At 66.7% G+C, this 17,475-nt stretch carries 18 protein-coding genes, 2 tRNA genes and 1 rRNA gene; 15 read left to right on the top strand and 6 right to left on the bottom strand.

The genetic code is table 11. From position 1 onward, the window contains the following. The first annotated feature begins 273 nt into the window (after positions 1-273). A 5S ribosomal RNA gene (rrf, locus tag QNO00_RS03565) occupies positions 274-390 on the top strand. Positions 391-616: 226 nt separating this feature from the next. Here the strand turns inward: rrf and QNO00_RS03560 are convergent. Continuing rightward, on the bottom strand, positions 617-1,030 hold the full coding sequence (locus tag QNO00_RS03560) for a hypothetical protein (RefSeq protein ID WP_284023648.1): 414 nt from the start codon (positions 1,028-1,030) through the stop codon (positions 617-619). A gap of 188 nt (positions 1,031-1,218) precedes the next feature. Here QNO00_RS03560 and QNO00_RS03555 point away from each other — a divergent pair, with 188 nt between their 5' ends. The 6 genes from QNO00_RS03555 (at position 1,219) to QNO00_RS03530 (ending at position 5,301) form a co-directional block, all read left to right on the top strand. Then, positions 1,219-1,992 carry a fumarylacetoacetate hydrolase family protein gene (locus QNO00_RS03555; RefSeq protein ID WP_229965294.1) on the top strand — a complete coding sequence of 258 codons (774 nt, stop codon included), beginning with the start codon at positions 1,219-1,221 and terminating at the stop codon, positions 1,990-1,992. A 2-nt stretch (positions 1,993-1,994) separates the two neighbouring features. Further along, complete coding sequence (locus QNO00_RS03550) at positions 1,995-2,609, top strand: hypothetical protein (RefSeq protein ID WP_284023647.1); 615 nt, start codon at positions 1,995-1,997, stop codon at positions 2,607-2,609. Between the two features lie 42 nt (positions 2,610-2,651). Beyond that, complete coding sequence (gltX, locus tag QNO00_RS03545) at positions 2,652-4,166, top strand: glutamate--tRNA ligase (RefSeq protein WP_229965296.1); 1,515 nt, start codon at positions 2,652-2,654, stop codon at positions 4,164-4,166. A gap of 4 nt (positions 4,167-4,170) precedes the next feature. Then, positions 4,171-4,911: an HAD family hydrolase gene (locus QNO00_RS03540; RefSeq protein ID WP_229965297.1), complete on the top strand. Its 741-nt coding sequence runs from the start codon at positions 4,171-4,173 to the stop codon at positions 4,909-4,911. Positions 4,912-5,031: 120 nt separating this feature from the next. Further along, positions 5,032-5,103: transfer RNA gene (locus tag QNO00_RS03535), tRNA-Gln, on the top strand. 122 nt (positions 5,104-5,225) lie between these two features. Next, positions 5,226-5,301 (top strand) — tRNA-Glu (locus QNO00_RS03530). A gap of 44 nt (positions 5,302-5,345) precedes the next feature. Here QNO00_RS03530 and QNO00_RS03525 read toward each other — a convergent pair. After that, on the bottom strand, positions 5,346-5,867 hold the full coding sequence (locus QNO00_RS03525; protein WP_284023646.1) for a DUF1697 domain-containing protein: 522 nt from the start codon (positions 5,865-5,867) through the stop codon (positions 5,346-5,348). A gap of 94 nt (positions 5,868-5,961) precedes the next feature. On the opposite strand from QNO00_RS03525, the gene QNO00_RS03520 reads away from it, so the two are divergent. Beyond that, positions 5,962-6,978 carry a thiamine-phosphate kinase gene (locus QNO00_RS03520; protein WP_284023645.1) on the top strand — a complete coding sequence of 339 codons (1,017 nt, stop codon included), beginning with the start codon at positions 5,962-5,964 and terminating at the stop codon, positions 6,976-6,978. A gap of 3 nt (positions 6,979-6,981) precedes the next feature. Here the strand turns inward: QNO00_RS03520 and QNO00_RS03515 are convergent, their stop codons facing one another. Continuing rightward, complete coding sequence (locus QNO00_RS03515; protein WP_284023644.1) at positions 6,982-7,404, bottom strand: potassium channel family protein; 423 nt, start codon at positions 7,402-7,404, stop codon at positions 6,982-6,984. Positions 7,405-7,439: 35 nt separating this feature from the next. After that, positions 7,440-8,171 (bottom strand): IclR family transcriptional regulator, encoded by a 732-nt coding sequence (locus tag QNO00_RS03510; RefSeq protein WP_229965301.1) that lies wholly within the window; start codon positions 8,169-8,171, stop codon positions 7,440-7,442. 142 nt (positions 8,172-8,313) lie between these two features. Here QNO00_RS03510 and leuC point away from each other — a divergent pair, with 142 nt between their 5' ends. From leuC to QNO00_RS03480, 6 genes are all read left to right on the top strand, one after another. Next, positions 8,314-9,807 carry a 3-isopropylmalate dehydratase large subunit gene (gene leuC, locus QNO00_RS03505; protein ID WP_284023643.1) on the top strand — a complete coding sequence of 498 codons (1,494 nt, stop codon included), beginning with the start codon at positions 8,314-8,316 and terminating at the stop codon, positions 9,805-9,807. A gap of 9 nt (positions 9,808-9,816) precedes the next feature. Beyond that, the gene (leuD, locus tag QNO00_RS03500) at positions 9,817-10,416 is read left to right on the top strand and encodes a 3-isopropylmalate dehydratase small subunit (RefSeq protein ID WP_229965303.1); all 600 of its coding nucleotides are present in this window, start codon (positions 9,817-9,819) and stop codon (positions 10,414-10,416) included. Positions 10,417-10,706: 290 nt separating this feature from the next. Next, on the top strand, positions 10,707-12,044 hold the full coding sequence (gene murA, locus QNO00_RS03495) for a UDP-N-acetylglucosamine 1-carboxyvinyltransferase (protein WP_229965304.1): 1,338 nt from the start codon (positions 10,707-10,709) through the stop codon (positions 12,042-12,044). 8 nt (positions 12,045-12,052) lie between these two features. Then, entirely contained in the window at positions 12,053-12,907 is an 855-nt protein-coding gene (locus tag QNO00_RS03490; RefSeq protein ID WP_284023642.1) for a lysophospholipid acyltransferase family protein, read from the top strand. Then, positions 12,894-13,937 (top strand): NAD(P)H-dependent glycerol-3-phosphate dehydrogenase, encoded by a 1,044-nt coding sequence (locus tag QNO00_RS03485; protein ID WP_284023641.1) that lies wholly within the window; start codon positions 12,894-12,896, stop codon positions 13,935-13,937. The genes QNO00_RS03490 and QNO00_RS03485 overlap by 14 nt, the downstream gene beginning before the upstream one ends. Before the next feature lie 11 nt (positions 13,938-13,948). Beyond that, positions 13,949-15,133: a D-alanine--D-alanine ligase family protein gene (locus QNO00_RS03480; RefSeq protein ID WP_502863052.1), complete on the top strand. Its 1,185-nt coding sequence runs from the start codon at positions 13,949-13,951 to the stop codon at positions 15,131-15,133. A gap of 36 nt (positions 15,134-15,169) precedes the next feature. Here QNO00_RS03480 and QNO00_RS03475 read toward each other — a convergent pair whose 3' ends face one another. After that, positions 15,170-15,646 carry a DUF3515 domain-containing protein gene (locus QNO00_RS03475; RefSeq protein ID WP_284023640.1) on the bottom strand — a complete coding sequence of 159 codons (477 nt, stop codon included), beginning with the start codon at positions 15,644-15,646 and terminating at the stop codon, positions 15,170-15,172. Positions 15,647-15,742: 96 nt separating this feature from the next. On the opposite strand from QNO00_RS03475, the gene QNO00_RS03470 reads away from it, so the two are divergent. Then, positions 15,743-16,747 carry an LCP family protein gene (locus QNO00_RS03470; protein ID WP_229965308.1) on the top strand — a complete coding sequence of 335 codons (1,005 nt, stop codon included), beginning with the start codon at positions 15,743-15,745 and terminating at the stop codon, positions 16,745-16,747. Between the two features lie 432 nt (positions 16,748-17,179). On the opposite strand, the gene QNO00_RS03465 is transcribed toward QNO00_RS03470, so the two are convergent. Further along, positions 17,180-17,431 carry a hypothetical protein gene (locus QNO00_RS03465; RefSeq protein WP_284023639.1) on the bottom strand — a complete coding sequence of 84 codons (252 nt, stop codon included), beginning with the start codon at positions 17,429-17,431 and terminating at the stop codon, positions 17,180-17,182. Positions 17,432-17,475: the final 44 nt, after the last annotated feature.

Below are 17,475 nucleotides of genomic sequence, written 5' to 3'. Positions count from 1 at the left end.
TCTGGGAGAACACGACTTCAAACGGTTCTCCAAAGTATAAAGGGTTGTGTTGATCATGCTGCTTGCGTCCACTATGTGGTTCCCGGATAACAAACCCGTGAGGTTTGTCACCCGTGGAACCGGCACCGCCGTACCCCTTTCAGGGTGTGGTGTGCCGTATAATTACAGTTATAACTTCGCTATTGCAACACGTCGTTTTTGATGGTGTGTTGTGTTGTGACCATTGATTTCCCCTCACCCAGGTTTGTGTATGGGTGGTGCGGGTGGAAGGGTTACGGCGGTCATAGCGTGGGGGAAACGCCCGGTCCCATTCCGAACCCGGAAGCTAAGACCCACAGCGCCGATGGTACTGCATCCGGGAGGATGTGGGAGAGTAGGTCACCGCCGGACAATATTTACGGTTGAAAGACACCGGTTGTTCAGAGAGTAAGGCCCCGCCATTGGCGGGGCCTTACTTGTTTAAGCCCTACTTGTTTAACCTGTGTGTTCCAGACCCGCCGGCACCCTCCCGGGCCCTGGTTCTCTTTGCGCCGGGATGGCAGAAACTGCACGTCCCGGCCCCGGGAAGAGCACTTACTGCCAACTCGCGAGAGATTGCCCACACCTCGCAGCCTTCCTAGCCCGGCGTGGCCGGCGAATTCCCGCGGCGGTGCCGGCGCAGCCAGGCGGCCGTCGTGATCACCAAGGGGAGCTGGGCCAGGCCGTAGAGCAGGTGGAAGGCATAGTGCTTCAGCGTCTGATCAGGATCGAAAGGCAGGATCGCCAGCGGCAGCACGCTGACTATGGCACCAGCCAAATGCAGCAGGCCTAATGCCAGCAGCCCCCACACCGCACCGACCCGCCGCCGCGTGAACCAGAGACCAACGAGCGCTGCGGCCAAAAGCAGGGGAACGGAAGATTCCGGGCTCAGGACTGTCTGGCCGGGGAGATCGGCGACATTGTGGACGAAGATGCCAACCCAGCTCAGAACGGCGAATGCCGGAATCCAGGGGGATGCCTCGGAATTTTTCGCAGTAACGGATGCTCCCATGGCTGACAGTCCTTTCCGCCGGCTGGTTCAACGGTGACGCTGTCGTCGGTTGCAGTATCGCACCCCGGCGGTCGAGATGGCAGCAGATGCATGTCTTAGCCCTCAGACGTGCACCTTCAGCCATCTCGGGGGAGGAAAGGGGGGGACGCTGCACCGGACCGGAGCTTTCGTCTACTAGGCTTGAGGGCATGCGTATTGCTCGATTTGTACAAGACAGTGACCCTGCGTTCGGCGTCGTCGACGGGGACGAGGGCCATGAAGAAATAGCCGTCATCAAGGGCGATCCATTTTTCTCGGGCGTCCAGCTGACGGGGGAGCGCCACAAGCTCGAGGACGTCCGTCTTCTGGCGCCGATCATTCCGCGCAGCAAGGTGGTCGGCATCGGCCGCAACTATGCTGACCATGCCAGCGAGATGGGCAACGAAGTGCCGCCGGCACCGCTGATGTTCCTCAAGCCCAACACCTCGGTGATCGGCCCGAACGATCCCGTTGTGCTGCCGTCCTTCTCAGACGAGGTGTCCTACGAGGCCGAGCTCGCCGTCGTCATTGGCCGCATCTGCAAGGACGTCCCGCTGGACCGGGTGGACGAAGTCATCTTCGGCTACACCTGCGCCAATGACCTCACGGCCCGCGACGCCCAGCGCACCGACGACCAGTGGGCCCGGGCCAAGGGCTTTGACACCTCCTGCCCGCTCGGCCCGTGGATCGAGACCGAGCTGGACACCGACGACCTCGCGGTCCGCGGCTACCTCAACGGCCAGCTCGTCCAGGACGGCAACACCAGCGCGATGATCTGGAGCGTCAAGGAACTGGTGTCCTATGTGTCCCAGGCCTTCACCCTGCTGCCCGGTGACGTCATCCTCACCGGCACGCCCGCCGGCGTCGGGCTCATCTCCGACGGCGAGCGTTACGACGTCGAGATCGAGGGCATCGGCCGCCTCGTGAACACCGCCCGCAGCTAGGCATGAGTTCTTCCGGCGCCGGACCGAGGCGCAACCGTGCCCCGGTCCGGCGCTTTTTGCTGCCCGGAGTGGTGTGGGCAGCCGCCCTGTTTGCGGCGCCGTTTCTTAACTACGGCGGCGGAAATGCCCTGCTGTGGGGCGCCGGCGCCGCTGTCCTGGTGAGCCTGTTTCCCTGGGCCCTGGTCACTGTCCTGGACCGGCGCGGGGACCTGCGCCGCGGCCTGGACCGGCTGGGCGCGCCACCCATCATCCTCGGAGCCGCCGGGGCGTGTTTCATGGTGCTGCGGGTTATCCGGTGGACCGACGGACCGCGGGCTCTGGCCGCCGTGGTCTTCGCGATGATCACCGCCTATGCCCTCACCGCCGCGCTGACCAAGGTGGTGCGGCTGGACTGGGCATCGGTCACCTGCGCCGCGGCCGCCGTCGTTCTTCCGACGCTTCTCTTCCTGCTGCTGCCGGGGGCCGCAGGCACGGCCGCCGCGATCGCCGCAGCCGCAATGTTCGTCGCCGCGCTGCTGAGCGGGAGGGACCGCCCGGCACGTGAGACGGCGGGGGCCGCTGCCGCCGGCGTGGTTGCCGGCGGCATCTTCCTCTGGCTGCTGCAGTACAGCCTGTAAACGTCGGGCCGGGCGGATCGAGAGTCTAAACTGGAAAGCATCATGACTAACCTGCCTTCACTTGCCGAACTGCCCACCGTCGATGACAGCACCCCCGTGCGCGTGCGTTTCTGTCCTTCCCCCACAGGTACCCCGCACGTGGGCCTGATCCGGACCGCCCTGTTCAACTGGGCCTATGCCAAGCACACCGGCGGCACCATGGTGTTCCGCATCGAGGACACCGACACCGCCCGCGACAGCGAAGAGAGCTTCCTGCAGCTGCTGGATGCCCTGGACTGGCTGGGCATCACCTGGGACGAAGGCGTCAACGTGGGCGGGCCGCATGAGCCGTACCGCCAGTCCCAGCGCGGCGACATCTACCAGGACGTCATCGCCAAGCTCAAGGACGCCGGCCACCTGTACGAGTCCTACTCCACTCCTGAGGAGATCGAGGCCCGGCACCGCGCGGCCGGCCGCGACATCAAGCTCGGCTACGACAACTATGACCGCACCCTGACGCCCGAGCAGATCGAGGCCTTCAAGGCCGAGGGGCGCTCACCGGTGCTGCGCGTCCGGATGCCCGACGAAGACATTACCTTCAACGACCTGGTCCGCGGCGAAATCACGTTCAAGGCCGGCACCGTTCCGGACTTCGTGGTGGTCCGCGCCAACGGGGCACCGCTCTACACGCTCGTCAATCCGGTCGACGATGCCCTGATGGGCATCACGCACGTGCTGCGCGGCGAGGACCTGCTCTCCTCCACACCCCGCCAGATCGCGCTCTACCGGGCGCTGATCGACGTCGGAGTGGCCCAGTACATGCCGCTCTTCGGCCACCTGCCCTACGTCATGGGCGGCGGCAACAAGAAGCTCTCCAAGCGTGATCCGGAGTCCAGCCTCTTCCTGCACCGCGAACGCGGCTTCATTCCCGAGGGCCTGCTCAACTACCTCTCGCTCCTGGGCTGGTCGCTGTCCGCCGACGAGGACATCTTCACCGTCGACCAGCTGGTGGAGAACTTCGACATCCACAACGTGCTGGCCAATCCGGCCCGCTTTGACCTGAAGAAGGCCGAGGCCATCAACGGCACCCACGTGCGGATGCTGGCTGCCGAAGACTTCCGCAACCGCCTGGTCCCGTACCTGCAGACCGCCGGCCTGGTGGGGGAGACCCTCACCGCCCGGGAGGAGGAGATCCTCACCGAGGCCGCTCCGCTGGTCCAGGAACGCATCACCCTGCTGGGCGAGGCGCCGGACATGCTGGGCTTCCTCTTCAAGGCCGACGACGCCATTGACGTGGCCGACGACGCGCGGAAGGGCCTGCCGGCCAACCTCACCGAGGTGCTGGACGCCGCGCTGGCCGCGCTGGAGCCGGTGTCCGACTGGACCGCCGAGAACATTCAGGCGGCGCTGCGCACGGCGCTGGTCGACGAGATGGGCATCAAGCCGCGCCTGGCCTTCGGCCCGGTCCGCACCGCCGTCTCCGGACGCCGCATCTCACCGCCGCTGTTCGAGTCCATGGTGATCCTGGGCAAGGACTCCTCGCTGGCCCGCATCCGCGCCTTCCGCAACGCCGGCTAACTGCATGAAACAACGCAGGCAGGTCCGCGGGGTGCTCTTCGACATCGATGAGACCCTCGTGGACCTGCAGGCAGCCATGGGGACCACGCTGCAGTCCCTCGGCCGCCACGACCTCGCACATTTCACCGCGGAGGAGTGGACCGCCTTCAAGGCCCTCTTCACCGCGGATCCGGAAGGGTACTACGACAGGTACCTGGCCGGTGAGCTGTCCTTCGCCGATCAGCGCGTCCGACGGCTGCAGCACGCCCGCAGGAGCACCGGGCAGCCGCTGCTCGACGACGACGCGGCAGAGCACTGGAACACAACCTACGAAGCGACCCTGCCGCTGCACTTTCGCGCGTTCGACGACGTCGTGCCGCTGCTGGATGAGCTGGATGCCAGAGGCATTCCGTACGGCGCCGTCAGCAACAACGTTCATGACTACCAGCGCGCCAAGCTGGATGCCGCCGGCCTGCAGCGGATCACGGTCCTCGTGGGCATCGACACGGTGGGTGCGGCCAAGCCGGAGCCCGCCATCTTCCACGAAGGCGTCCGCCGGCTCGGCAGCGACGCGGCGCAGACCCTGTACGTCGGGGACAACCTGCGCGTCGACGCCGAAGGAGCCTGCGCCGCCGGCCTCCGGGGTGTCTGGCTGGACCGCCCGGAGTATCCCTCGCCGGTGCGGAGCGGATCGGATCCACACCCCACGGAGCAGATCGCCGTGGTGCGGTCGCTGCGCGAGGTGGTGCGACTGGCCACCGGCTGACAGCACCACGGGAGGGCCGGCGGCGGTTTTGTACTTCCTCCGGAACCGGTGTATAGTTATATCTCGTGCTGAGGGGTTGGAGCGGGGAAAAACTTCTCCAAAACAACCGAAAAAGCACAGTGGGATATGGTGTAATTGGCAACACATCGGTTTCTGGTACCGACATTCTAGGTTCGAGTCCTGGTATCCCAGCGGTTCTCAATTGATAAGAAATTATCAATTTGAAGATCAGCAATAAGTGTGAAAAGCTTATTGAGCTTAATTCCAATTGAGCAAAAGGAAGCAAGACGCCTTCACGGCAGAATGCTTGTACTGGCCCCATCGTATAGCGGCCTAGTACGCTGCCCTCTCACGGCGGTAACGCGGGTTCGAATCCCGCTGGGGTCACCATTTCAGCCAGCTCCGGACAATGTCCGGGGCTGGCTTTTTTGTGTTCAATCGCGGATCATCCTCTGCAGCGTCCTCAGGTTTCTCGTGGTGGTGCTTGCCTTGTAGCGGGCGCTCGGACCCAAACGAGACAGAGGACCTTCCAAGGTCTGGCCCTTGGGGCACGGCCACGCGACCGCCTCCGGTCCCAGCCGCACCTGTTCGGCACCCAGCGCTGCTCCGGCCTCGAACAGCTCCGTGAGCAGCCCGGCGTCGGACCCGAACGTCACGTAGGCGTGCATCTGTGCATCGTCGGCCGGATAGGGAACGGCGGCGGCCAGCTCGGCCAGCCGTTCCTTGGTCAGGACCACCACCCAGGCGTCGTAGCCGAAGTCCGCCCGCAGTGCCGCCTCCACCATCGATTTCAGCTCATCGGTTGCGGCCTCGGAAGAGAGAGTTACGTTGCCGCTGGCGAGAAAGGTCTTGACCCCGGACACCGGAAGAGCCGCCAGAGTCGAGCGCAAATCCGCCGAGCGGACCGTCACCCCGCCAACATTCACGCCGCGCAGCAACACCGCATAATCAGTCATGCACCGGAGAATACGCCGGAAAGCGCGCTCCCTGCCATAATCGATTTCAGCAGGGACACTGTGTTCCTCTTTGTTGACCCAAAGGAAAGCTCCAGTGCCCACGCACGCGCCGACAGTGGCGGACCTGAACGAAAAAGCCCTGCTCGCCCGGATCTTTCCGCGGCTGGGAGCGCCCAAAGCGCTGCTGGGACCCGGCGACGACGCCGCCATCGTGGCAGCTCCGGACGGGCGGACCGTGATCTCGATCGACACCCTGGTGCAGGACGCCGACTTTCGGCTGTCCTGGCCGTCCGGCTACCGCACCAGCGGGTTCGACGTCGGCTGGAAATGCGCGGCGCAGAACCTCTCCGACATCAATGCCATGGGCGCCGTGGCCACCTCCCTGGTTGTCAGCCTCACCCTGCCGGGCAGCACCGAGGTTGCCTGGGTGGAGGACCTGGCCGACGGCCTGGCTGCGGCCATCCACGTCCTGGGCGCCTCCGGGTGCTCGGTGGTCGGCGGTGACCTGGGCCGGGGCCGGGAAGTCGTGGTCACTGCGGCCGTCACCGGGTCCCTGGAAGGCCGGGCGCCGGTGCTGCGCTCCGGCGCCCGCCCGGGCGACGTCGTCGCCGTTGCCGGTGTCCTGGGCAGGGCGGCGGGAGGGCTGGCAGTACTGGAAAGCTCCGAGGATTATGCCTCCCTGCACTCCGATCCCAGCACGGAAAACCAGGTCCTGCTGGAGCTTGCCGCCGCCCAGTGCCGGCCGCGTCCGCCCCTTGCCCGGGGTCCGGAGGCCGCAGCAGCAGGAGCCACCGCCATGCTGGACATCTCGGACGGGCTGGTCCGGGACGCCGGACGTATTGCGGCCGCCTCCGGTGTCGCCGTCGAACTTGATCCCGCAGCCCTCGCCCGCCATGCGGAGCCGCTGCAGGCTGCGGCGTCGCGGCTGGGCGCGGATGCCCTGGACTGGGTGCTCGGCGGCGGCGAGGACCACGGCCTGCTGGCCGCCTTCCCCGCCGGAACCGCACTCCCGGAAGGGTTCGAACGGCTGGGCACGGTGCACGATGGCGCCGGCGTCACCGTCGGGGGAGAGGCGCCCCGGGTTGCCGGCTGGGACCACTTCGCCGGCTGAAAGCTACCGCAGGATATGCCGGTTCCGGATCCGCTGCGCGAGGGTCAGGAGCTCCTCGCGGGAAAGGTCCGGCAGGTTCTCCAGCTCGCCGATCAGTTCATCGAGGCTGGTGTTGGCGCGGGTGCGGAGGATTTCACTGTAGTAACCGACAATGACACCGGTGGCCAGCGCCACCACGAGGATGCCGTAGAGGGCCACAAAGACGGTGATCAGCCGGCCCGCCACGGTGACCGGAACAATGTCCCCGTAGCCAATGGTGGTGAAGGAGACAAACAGGAACCAGAGGGCGTCCCCGAAGTCCTCGACTTCGGGTTCAAAGCGCGGCAGCAGCAGCGCGGCCACGCCCAGCACCACGAGGAACCCGGTGAAGACCCGCTCCGCTCCGGTGGTGCGGACGATGTTCCACAGGAGGCGCAGCCGTTTCATGGTGACCCTTCGACTTGGTGGGTCCCAGAATAGGCCTACTCCGCGGTCTTCCGCAGGGCTTCGGTGAGCTGAGCGGCGGCGCGGGTCACCACTTCGGCGTGAATGCGGCCGGGCTGGCGGGTCAGGCGCTCGATCGGCCCGGAAATCGAGACGGCGGCAATCACCCGGCCGGACGGTCCGCGCACCGGAGCCGAGACCGAAGCCACGCCCGGCTCCCGTTCGCCCAGGCTCTGGGCCCAGCCGCGGCGCCGCACGCCGGCCAGGACCGTGGGCGTGAAGCGGGCATTGTGCAGGCCCTCGAACAGGCGGTCGTGGTCCTCCCAGGCCAGCAGGCACTGGGCGGCCGAGCCGGCCTTCATGGACAGCTGCGTGCCAACGGGGATGGTGTCCCGCAGCCCGATGGGACGCTCGGCTGAGGCGACGCAGACCCGCCATTCGCCCTGCCGGCGGAACACCTGCGAGCTCTCACCGGTGGCGTCGCGCAGCGCCAGCAGCACCGGGCCCGCCGCCGCAATCAGCCGGTCTTCGCCAGCGGCCGAGGCCAGCTCGACCAGCCGGCCGCCCAGGACAAACCGGCCCTGGATGTCCCGGCCCACCAGGCGGTGGTGCGCCAGCGCGACGGCGAGGCGGTGCACGGTGGGGCGGGCGAGCCCGGTGGCGGCGACCAGCTGCGCCAGCGTGGTGGGGCCTGCCTCCAGCGCGTCCAGCACCAGTGCGGCCTTGTCGATGACGCCGACGCCGCTGGCCGGGTTTCCAGTTATGTCCATGTGTTGATACTGCCGTCTCAATATTTGAGATGCAAGTCGAAAAACTGGCGTCTCCGCGGGCGGGGCTGGTTGTCTTAAAGCATCGACTTTGCGCGGCCGCTCTTTTCGGCTCGCGGAAGACACTTCACAAGGAGCATCGGGTATGGGTGAGCACGCAGCAGGCAGGACGCTTGCGGAGAAGGTGTGGGACGAGCACGTCGTCGTCAAGGGCGAAGACGGAGCCCCCGATCTCCTGTACATCGACCTGCATCTGGTCCACGAAGTGACGTCCCCGCAGGCCTTCGAAGGGCTGCGCCTGGCGGGCCGGAAGCTGCGGCGCCCTGACCTCACCATCGCCACCGAGGACCACAACACCCCCACGCTGGAAATCGACAAGCCCATCGCGGACCCGATCAGCCGGACCCAGATCGAAACCCTGCGCGCCAACTGCGCTGAATTCGGCGTCCGGCTGCATTCACTCGGCGACGCCGAGCAGGGCATCGTGCACGTGGTGGGCCCGCAGCTGGGCCTGACCCAGCCCGGCCAGACAGTGGTCTGCGGCGACTCCCACACCTCCACCCACGGTGCGTTCGGCGCCCTGGCCATGGGCATCGGCACCTCCGAGGTGGAGCACGTCATGGCCACCCAGACGCTGTCCCTGAAGCCCTTTCGGACCATGGCCATCACCGTGGAGGGGACGCTGCGCCCCGGCGTGACGTCCAAGGACATCATCTTGGCCGTCATTGCCAAGATCGGCACCGGCGGCGGGCAGGGCTACGTGCTCGAGTACCGCGGGTCCGCCATCCGTTCCCTGTCCATGGAAGCCCGGATGACCATCTGCAACATGTCCATCGAGGCCGGCGCCCGCGCCGGCATGGTGGCCCCGGACGACGTTACCTTCGCCTACCTCAAGGACAAGCCGCACGCGCCGCAGGGCGCGGACTGGGATGCCGCCGTCGAGCACTGGCGGTCGCTGGCGAGCGACGACGAGGCCGTGTTCGACGCCGAGGTGTTCCTGGACGCCGATGAGCTGGAGCCCTTCGTCACCTGGGGCACCAATCCCGGGCAGGGCGTCTCGCTCTCCGAGTCCGTGCCGTACCCCGAAGCGTTCGGCGACGAGAACGCCCGGGCCGCTGCCGAACGCGCGCTGACCTACATGGATCTGGCTCCCGGCACGCCCATGAAGGACATCCGCGTGGACACCGTCTTCCTGGGCTCCTGCACCAACAGCCGGATCGAGGACCTGCGCATCGCCGCCGACATCATCCGCGGCCGGCAGAAGGACCCCGACATCCGGATGATGGTGGTTCCCGGTTCCGCCCGGGTCCGGCTGGAAGCCGAAGCCGAGGGCCTGGACCAGGTGTTCAAGGACTTCGGCGCCGAGTGGCGCTTTGCCGGCTGCTCCATGTGCCTGGGCATGAACCCCGACCAGCTGGCGCCGGGGGAGCGCTGCGCGTCCACCTCCAACCGCAACTTCGAGGGCCGGCAGGGGAAGGGCGGACGCACCCATCTGGTCTCACCGGTGATTGCGGCGGCCACCGCCGTCCGCGGCACCCTGAGTTCGCCGTCGGACCTCGAGCCGCTGTCCGGTGCTGAGCCGCTGTCCGCAGCGGCCCGGACCGAGACCGCCGCCGCATCCGTCCAGCCAGCCGTCTAGGAGCCAGCCATGGAAAAGATCACCACCCACACCGGCATCGGCGTCCCGCTGCGCCAGAGCGACGTCGATACCGACCAGATCATCCCCGCGGTCTACCTCAAGCGGATCACCCGGACCGGATTCGAGGATGCCCTCTTCGCCGGCTGGCGCAAGGACGAGAACTTCATCCTGAACCGGGAGCCCTACTCCTCCGGATCAGTGCTGGTGGCCGGCCCCGACTTCGGCACGGGCTCCTCCCGCGAGCATGCCGTCTGGGCCTTGAAGGACTACGGGTTCCGGGCGGTCCTGTCCTCCCGCTTCGCCGACATCTTCCGGGGCAATTCCGGCAAGCAGGGGCTTGTCGCGGCGCAGGTGGCGCAGGATGACATTGAACTCATTTGGAAGGTGCTGGAGAACTCTCCGGGGACCGAGGTGAGCGTGGATCTGGAAGCACGCACCGTGGTCTGTGGAGCGGTGACGGCCCCCTTCTCCATTGACGAATACACCCGGTGGCGCCTGCTCGAGGGGCTCGATGACATTTCGCTCACGCTGCGGCACGAGACGGATATCACACAGTTTGAGGCGCACCGTCCTTCCTTCAAACCGACAACCCTTCCGGCGCGCACCTAAAAGCCCTTTCGGCGCCGGTTTTGCACCGCGCCCGGTTTCGTGTCCTGCTGCGGCACTTCGTATTATTGATAGGCCCCCGACCGGGGGCCTATCAGTTTTTCCAGGGGCAGGTCCGTTGTGCCGTGCGGGTCCCGGAGAGGCTCCGGACCGGCACGGTGCCCTGCGCGCAGGTCGCTCGGGAAGGTTCTTCCGGAGGAGCTGATATTTCAGTATGTGGACGCTTGCTCCTATGCTTGAGTGCAGTCTCTCTTTGCTGTTGGGGCATTATAGAAAAAAGAAATTAGGTGTTCATGGGTAGCGTTCTAACCATCCGTGGTGGAGTTCCTCTGACAGGAAAAGTCCCCGTCCGCGGAGCGAAGAACCTCGTTCCCAAAGCCATGGTCGCGGCACTGCTGGGCAACAGCCCGTCACTGCTTCGCAACGTTCCGGAAATCAAGGACGTTGAGGTAGTCACCTCGCTGTTGCAGCTCCACGGTGTTGAAGTCACCAAGGATCCGGTAACCGGGGACCTGACCATGGATCCCCAGAACGCCAAGACGGCGGCGTCAAAGGACATCGACGCCCACGCGGGCGATTCCCGGATTCCGATCCTCCTGTGCGGACCGCTGATGCACAGCCTCGGCGAGGCCTTCATTCCGGACCTCGGCGGCTGCAAAATCGGCGACCGGCCGATCGACTTCCACCTGCAGATGCTCCGCAACTTCGGTGCCGTGGTGGAAAAGCGCCCCGGCGGCATTTCCATCTCCGCGCCCAAGGGCCTGACCGGCGCGAAGGTGGAACTGCCCTACCCGAGCGTGGGCGCCACCGAGCAGGTGCTGCTGACCGCCGTCAAGGCCGTCGGAATCACCGAACTGCGCGGTGCCGCGGTGGAACCGGAAATCCTGGACCTCATTGCCGTGCTGCAAAAAATGGGCGCCATCATTACGGTCCAGACGGACCGCGTCATCCGCATTGAAGGCGTGACCGAGCTGAGCGGGTACAACCACCGTGCCCTGCCTGACCGCAACGAAGCCGCGTCCTGGGCGTCGGCTGCGCTGGTCACCAAGGGCGACATTTACGTTGAAGGCGCGTCGCAGCAGGATCTCACCGCGTTCCTCAATACCTACCGCAAGGTCGGCGGCGCCTTCGACGTCGACGACGGCGGCATCCGCTTCTACCATCCCGGCGGGGCACTGAATCCGCTGGTGCTGGAAACCGATGTCCACCCCGGCTTCATGACCGACTGGCAGCAGCCGCTGGTTGTTGCGCTGACCCAGGCCCAGGGCGTGTCCATTGTCCACGAAACGGTCTACGAAAACCGGTTCGGGTTCACTGACGCACTGATCCGCATGGGCGCCAACATCCAGGTCCACCGCGAATGCCTCGGCAGCGTTCCCTGCCGGTTCGGCCAGCGCAACTTCCTGCACTCGGCGGTCATCTCCGGTCCGGTGCAGCTCAAGGGCGCCGACGTCGACATTCCGGACCTGCGCGGCGGCTTCAGCCACCTGATTGCGGCCCTGGCCGCTGACGGAACCTCCCGCGTGACGGGCATCGAACTGATCAACCGCGGCTACGAGCACTTCCTTGAGAAGCTCGAGGGACTCGGCGCCGATTTCGACGTTTCGACCGTTTCCGCCGGAACGAGGTAGCCGCCGCCATGCCTGAGTCGGTCAAGTCGCGGGTGGCGTTCGCCCTGCTGGCGAACACCATGCGGCCGGTAATGAACCTCCTGGTGCGCAAGCAGTGGGAGGGACTGGAAAACCTCCCCCGGGACACCGGGTTCATTGCCTGCCCCAACCACGTGACGGAGATCGACCCAGTGGTGGTGGGGCATTTCTTCTACAACCAGAAGATCATGCCCCGCTACCTGGCGAAGGCATCCCTCTTTAAGGTGCCGGTCTTCGGGTCCGCCCTGCGCGCCACCAATCAGGTCCCGGTGGAGCGTGTCACCTCCGGTGCCTCGGCGTCGCTGACGGCCGCACGCGTCGTCATCGAGGCCGGCGGGGCGCTGATTGTCTATCCGGAGGGCACGCTCACCCGGGACCCTGATCTCTGGCCGATGCGGGGACGGACCGGCGCCGCCCGGCTCGCCCTGCAGACCGGCGCCCCGGTGGTTCCGGTGGCCCACTGGGGAGCCGAGGCGCTTCTTCCGCGCTACAGCAAGCGCCTGAACCTGTTTCCCCGCAAGACAGTGCGGCTGCGGGTCGGCACCCCCGTTGATCTTTCCGACTTGCGGGACCAGCCGATGACAAAGTCAGTGCTGGACACCGCCACCGAACGCATCATGGACAGCCTGACCGATCTCGTCGCCGAGCTGCGGGATGAAAAGCCGCCGGCGATCCGCTGGGATCCGGCGGTAAACGGACAACGGGCAACCGGCCGGGACTTTGAGCAGCCCCGGGGCTTTGACCCGATCCGGAAGATTAAGCAGGACAATGACTCCGGGCAGCGCCGAGAGCCCAAACACGACGGCGACAAACAGAACGGGACTGAGAACAATGAGCTGGCGTAACACGCATCCGAAGGTAGTGGCCGTCCTGGGCGCAGGCAGCTGGGGAACCGTCTTCGCGAAGATTGTGGCCGACGCCGGTGCCGGCCGGCAGACCGACGTCCGGCTCTGGGCCCGGCGCCCCGAAGTGGCTGCGGAGATCAACGACCTCCACCGCAACAGCCAGTACCTGTTGGACACCGTGCTGCCGGGCAACCTGACGGCGTCCGCCGATCCCGCGGAGGTGCTGGCGGGAGCCGAACTCGTGGTGCTGGCGGTTCCGGCGCAGACCCTGCGGGCGCAGCTGCGCAGCGTCCGGGACCTGATCCCGGAAGGCGCCGTCGTCGTCTCCCTGATGAAGGGGCTGGAAGTGGGCACCGACTCGCGGATGAGCCAGGTCATCGAGGAGGAACTGCACTGGCCCGAAGACCGGGTGGCTGTCATCTCCGGGCCCAACTTGGCCATGGAAATTGCTCACCGGCAGCCGACGGCGTCGGTGGTGGCCTGCTCCGATCTGGACACCGCAGCCTGGATTGCACGCGCCTGCACCGCACCCTACTTCCGTCCCTACACCAACACCGACGTGGTGGGCGCTGAAATCGGCGGCATCGTGAAGAACGTGATCGCCCTGGCCGTGGGCATCTGCGAAGGCAAGGGCATGGGGGACAACACCAAGGCCTCGGTCATGACCCGCGGGCTGGCGGAAACCACGCGCCTGGCCCTGGCGCTCGGCGGCAGCGCCGAAACCATGTCCGGCCTGGCCGGGATGGGCGACCTCATTGCCACCTGCTCCTCGCCGCTGTCCCGGAACCACACGGCCGGCAGGCTGCTGGCCCAGGGGCTGACACTGGAGGAAGTCAACGCGTCCATGAAGCAGACCGCCGAGGGCATCAAGTCCGCGCAGGCCGTGCTGGACCGCGCCACCCAGCTCGGTGTCTACATGCCCATTGTCGAAAACGTCGTCGCCGTCCTGCAGGGCGTCATCTCCGTCGACGAGCTGGGGCCGCGCCTGCTCTCCCGCGAACTGAAATCCGAAGGTGTGCACACCCCGTGACAAACGACCCACTGAGCCCCGACACGGTTACCGCCAGCGGCGGCGCCGCTGCAACCGCCGGCGAACACGGCGGCACCGACGCGGGCCGGACCCGGCCCCGCGTGGCCGTGCTGTTCGGCGGCCGGTCCAGCGAACACGCAGTGAGCTGCGTGACCGCCGCGGGCGTGCTGGAAGCCATTGACCGCAGCAAGTACGACGTCGTGCCGGTGGGGATCGCGCGGAACGGGCAGTGGACCCTGGTCTCGGCCGATCCGGCCGCCTGGTCGCTGCGCTCCGAGTCCCTGCCGGAGGTCACCCCCGGCACTGAAAGCATCGTCCTGTCCGCCGAAGGCGCCGGGTCGGACCTGGTGGCGCACGCCGAGGGAGCGCTGCCGCGCAGCCTCGGCCGGATCGACGTCGTCTTCCCCGTCCTGCACGGCCCGTTCGGCGAGGACGGCACCCTGCAGGGAATGCTGGAGATGGCTGACATCCGGTACGTGGGCGCCGGCGTTCTTGCCTCCGCCGTCGGCATGGACAAGCACTACATGAAGGTGGTGTTTGAGGCAGCGGGCCTGCAGGTGGGCCCGTACGAGGTCATCACCGACCGGCAGTGGGAAAGGGATCCCGCGGCGTGCCTGGAGCGTGCCTCGAAGCTGCAGTTCCCGCTGTTCGTCAAACCGGCGCGGGCAGGCTCCTCCATGGGCATCACCCGGGTGACGGAACCGGCCGGGCTGGCCGCCGCCATTGAAGCCGCCCGTCTGCACGATCCGAAGGTAGTGGTGGAAGCCGGCATCACCGGCCGGGAAATCGAAGTGGCCGTCCTGCAGGGCCGCGGCACCGAGGATCCCCGCACCAGCCACCCCGGCGAAATCGCAGTGCAGAACGGCGACCACGACTGGTACGACTTCGACGCCAAGTACGTGGACGGAGCGGCAGCCGAGCTGAGCTGCCCCGCCGACCTGCCTGCCGGAACCGCCGAGCGGGTCCGCTCGCTGGCTGCCGTCGCCTTCGAGGCCGTCGGCGCCGAGGGCCTGTCCCGGGTGGACTTCTTCTACACCCCGGACGGGAACCTGATCATCAACGAGATCAACACCATGCCCGGCTTCACCCCGGTGAGCATGTATCCGCAGATGTGGGCCAAGTCAGGCCTGCAGTACACGGAACTGATCGATGAACTGATCGCGCTGGCGCTGGAGCGGAAGACCGGACTGCGCTAAGCGGCACTTCCGCCGCGCGAGGCCTGCTGCCCGGCGCTACTGCGCGGGGAGCACCAAGTCATTGCTGCTCACGCAGGCCCGGGTCGGCTCGATCCGGGACACGGCGTTCTCCAGCTGCACCAGCAGCGTCGATGACGAGACTTCCTCGGGGTCGAAGATCACTTCCACGGCCGGCTCCCGGCCGTACGTCGTCGCCGTCCACGTGGTCTCGTCCTCCTGCAGGATCCAGTCGATGCTGTTGACCGTGGCGCACTGCTCGGTGGTCGGTCCGGGAACCGGCACGCCGCAGCGCAGGATGATCTTTGACGGATCCCCCCAGGCGGCGGAGGACTGGCTGTCGGTTTCGCGCTGCTGCTGATCGGCCAGCTCGGACGGCAGGGCCACCATGATTTCGGCGCAGGCCGGGTTGGCGGCGTCCGGAGCCGGTTCGACGTCGGCCACGGGAGTGCAGGCGGTCAGTGCCGCTGCAAGGGTAAGGACCGCTGCCGGCAGGGCAGCGCGGGATAGCAACATGCCTTCAAGGTTATCGGTCCGCGGCGGCCGGATTTGAATCGAAGGACGACACCGGGGAGCGCTAGGCTTTTACCCGGGGGAGAACAGGGGAGTATCTTGACGCAGTACATGGACGAATATGAGCAGCCGGCCAGGCGCCGGCGGCATCCCATCCGCAACCTCTTGATCACCGTCCTGGTGCTGATCCTCGTGGCGGCGCTGGTGGCCGGCGGCTACCTGTGGTCCCTGGCCCGCAGCTTCGACAACGGCACCACGACCATCGAGAACGCGCTGCCGGCGGACAGCCCGGCGAAGGATCCCGGGGCCGGGAACTCGCAGAACATCCTGCTGATCGGCACCGACGAGCAGGACCCCGGATCCGAAGCGTCCCGCTCCGACACCATGATGCTGGTGCATCTGCCGGGGGACCGAAGCACCGCCTACGTGATGTCGATCATGCGCGACACCTGGACCGAGATTCCCGGCTACGGCGAGGGCAAGATCAACTCGGCAATGGCCCTGGGCGGCGTGCCGCTGACGGTCAGCGCAGTGCAGGCCATGGTCGACGCCCCGATCGACCACGTGGCGATTGTCGACTTTGAAGGCTTCAGCGGGCTGACGGATGCGCTCGGCGGCGTGGAGGTCAACAACCCGACGGCGTTTTCCTCCAGCATCGACGACGACCATTTTCCGGCCGGGGTCATTTCGCTGGACGGCGACTCCGCCCTGAACTTCGTCCGTGAGCGGCAATCCTTCGCCGAGGGCGACTACCAGCGGGTGCGCAACCAGCAGCTGTTCATCAGCGGGCTGATCTCCTCGGTGTTCTCCAAGGAGACGCTGCTGAACCCGGGGAAGGTCAGCGCTGCCGTCTCGGAAATTTCCCCGTATCTCAGCGTGGATGAGGAACTGGACGCCGTCGCTGCCGGCCGGCTGGCGTTCTCCCTGCGCAATGTGCGCGGCGGCAATTTGTCAATGTTTACGCTGCCGACACTGGGGGCGGGAACCTCAAGTGACGGACAGTCTATTGTGGTCAAGGATGAAACGGCCATCGCGGCTATCGCGGAGGCGATGGACAACGATGCCATGGCTGAGTATCTGGCCGCGAATAATGGGGGAATATAACGTGGATTTAGGGCTTTGGCGGCGCCGGGCGGGAACCGCAGCAGCGGTTGCCGTACTTCTCTCATCGGTGGCGGCCGGGCCGGCTCTTGCGGTGGAGACCCCGCCGCCCGGCACCGAGAGCCCCGCCCCGTCAGACCCGCCACCCGCGGAGCCGGCTCCAGTGCCCGCACCGCCGGCACCCGCACCTCCCGCCCCGGAGCCGGCACCAGTGCCAGCGCCAGCGCCAGCGCCAGCGCCGGCCCCGGCCCCAGCGCCGGCCCCGGAACCGGAACCAGCACCTACCCCGGCACCCGCGCCTGCTCCCGTCATTGATCCCGCCACCGGGTTCGTCGTTGACGGCGGCACCGGCTATCTGGTTCATCCGGGCACCGGCTGGCTGATCGAGGGCGGCAGCGGCTTTCTCATCGATCGCGGCAGCATGCTCTACACGGATTACCGCTGGGACCCGGCCACGGGACTGGTAACCCTGATAACGGAGGACGAGGAGTCCGACAGCCCCTCGGCGTCGCCCACCCCGGAGCCCTCGGCCACGCCAACAGCCACACCCTCGGCCACGCCGTCGCCCTCTCCGACCGCCACACAGACGGCGTCAGCAACGCCCTCGCCAAGCGCGCTTGCGGCAGCGCCCAGCAGCGATTCGGGCGAGTCCTCCGGCACCGGATGGCCGGTTCGCCTCCTGGTCATAGTGGGCCTCATAGCGGCGGGCGCCCTCTACTACGTCAAATTGC

Origin of the sequence: Arthrobacter sp. zg-Y1219 (genome assembly GCF_030125545.1) — a bacterium.
In the GTDB taxonomy this organism is placed as follows: domain Bacteria; phylum Actinomycetota; class Actinomycetes; order Actinomycetales; family Micrococcaceae; genus Arthrobacter_B.
The sequence above is the reverse complement of the archived record's forward strand: the minus strand, read 5'-3'. Positions and strand labels throughout refer to the sequence as shown.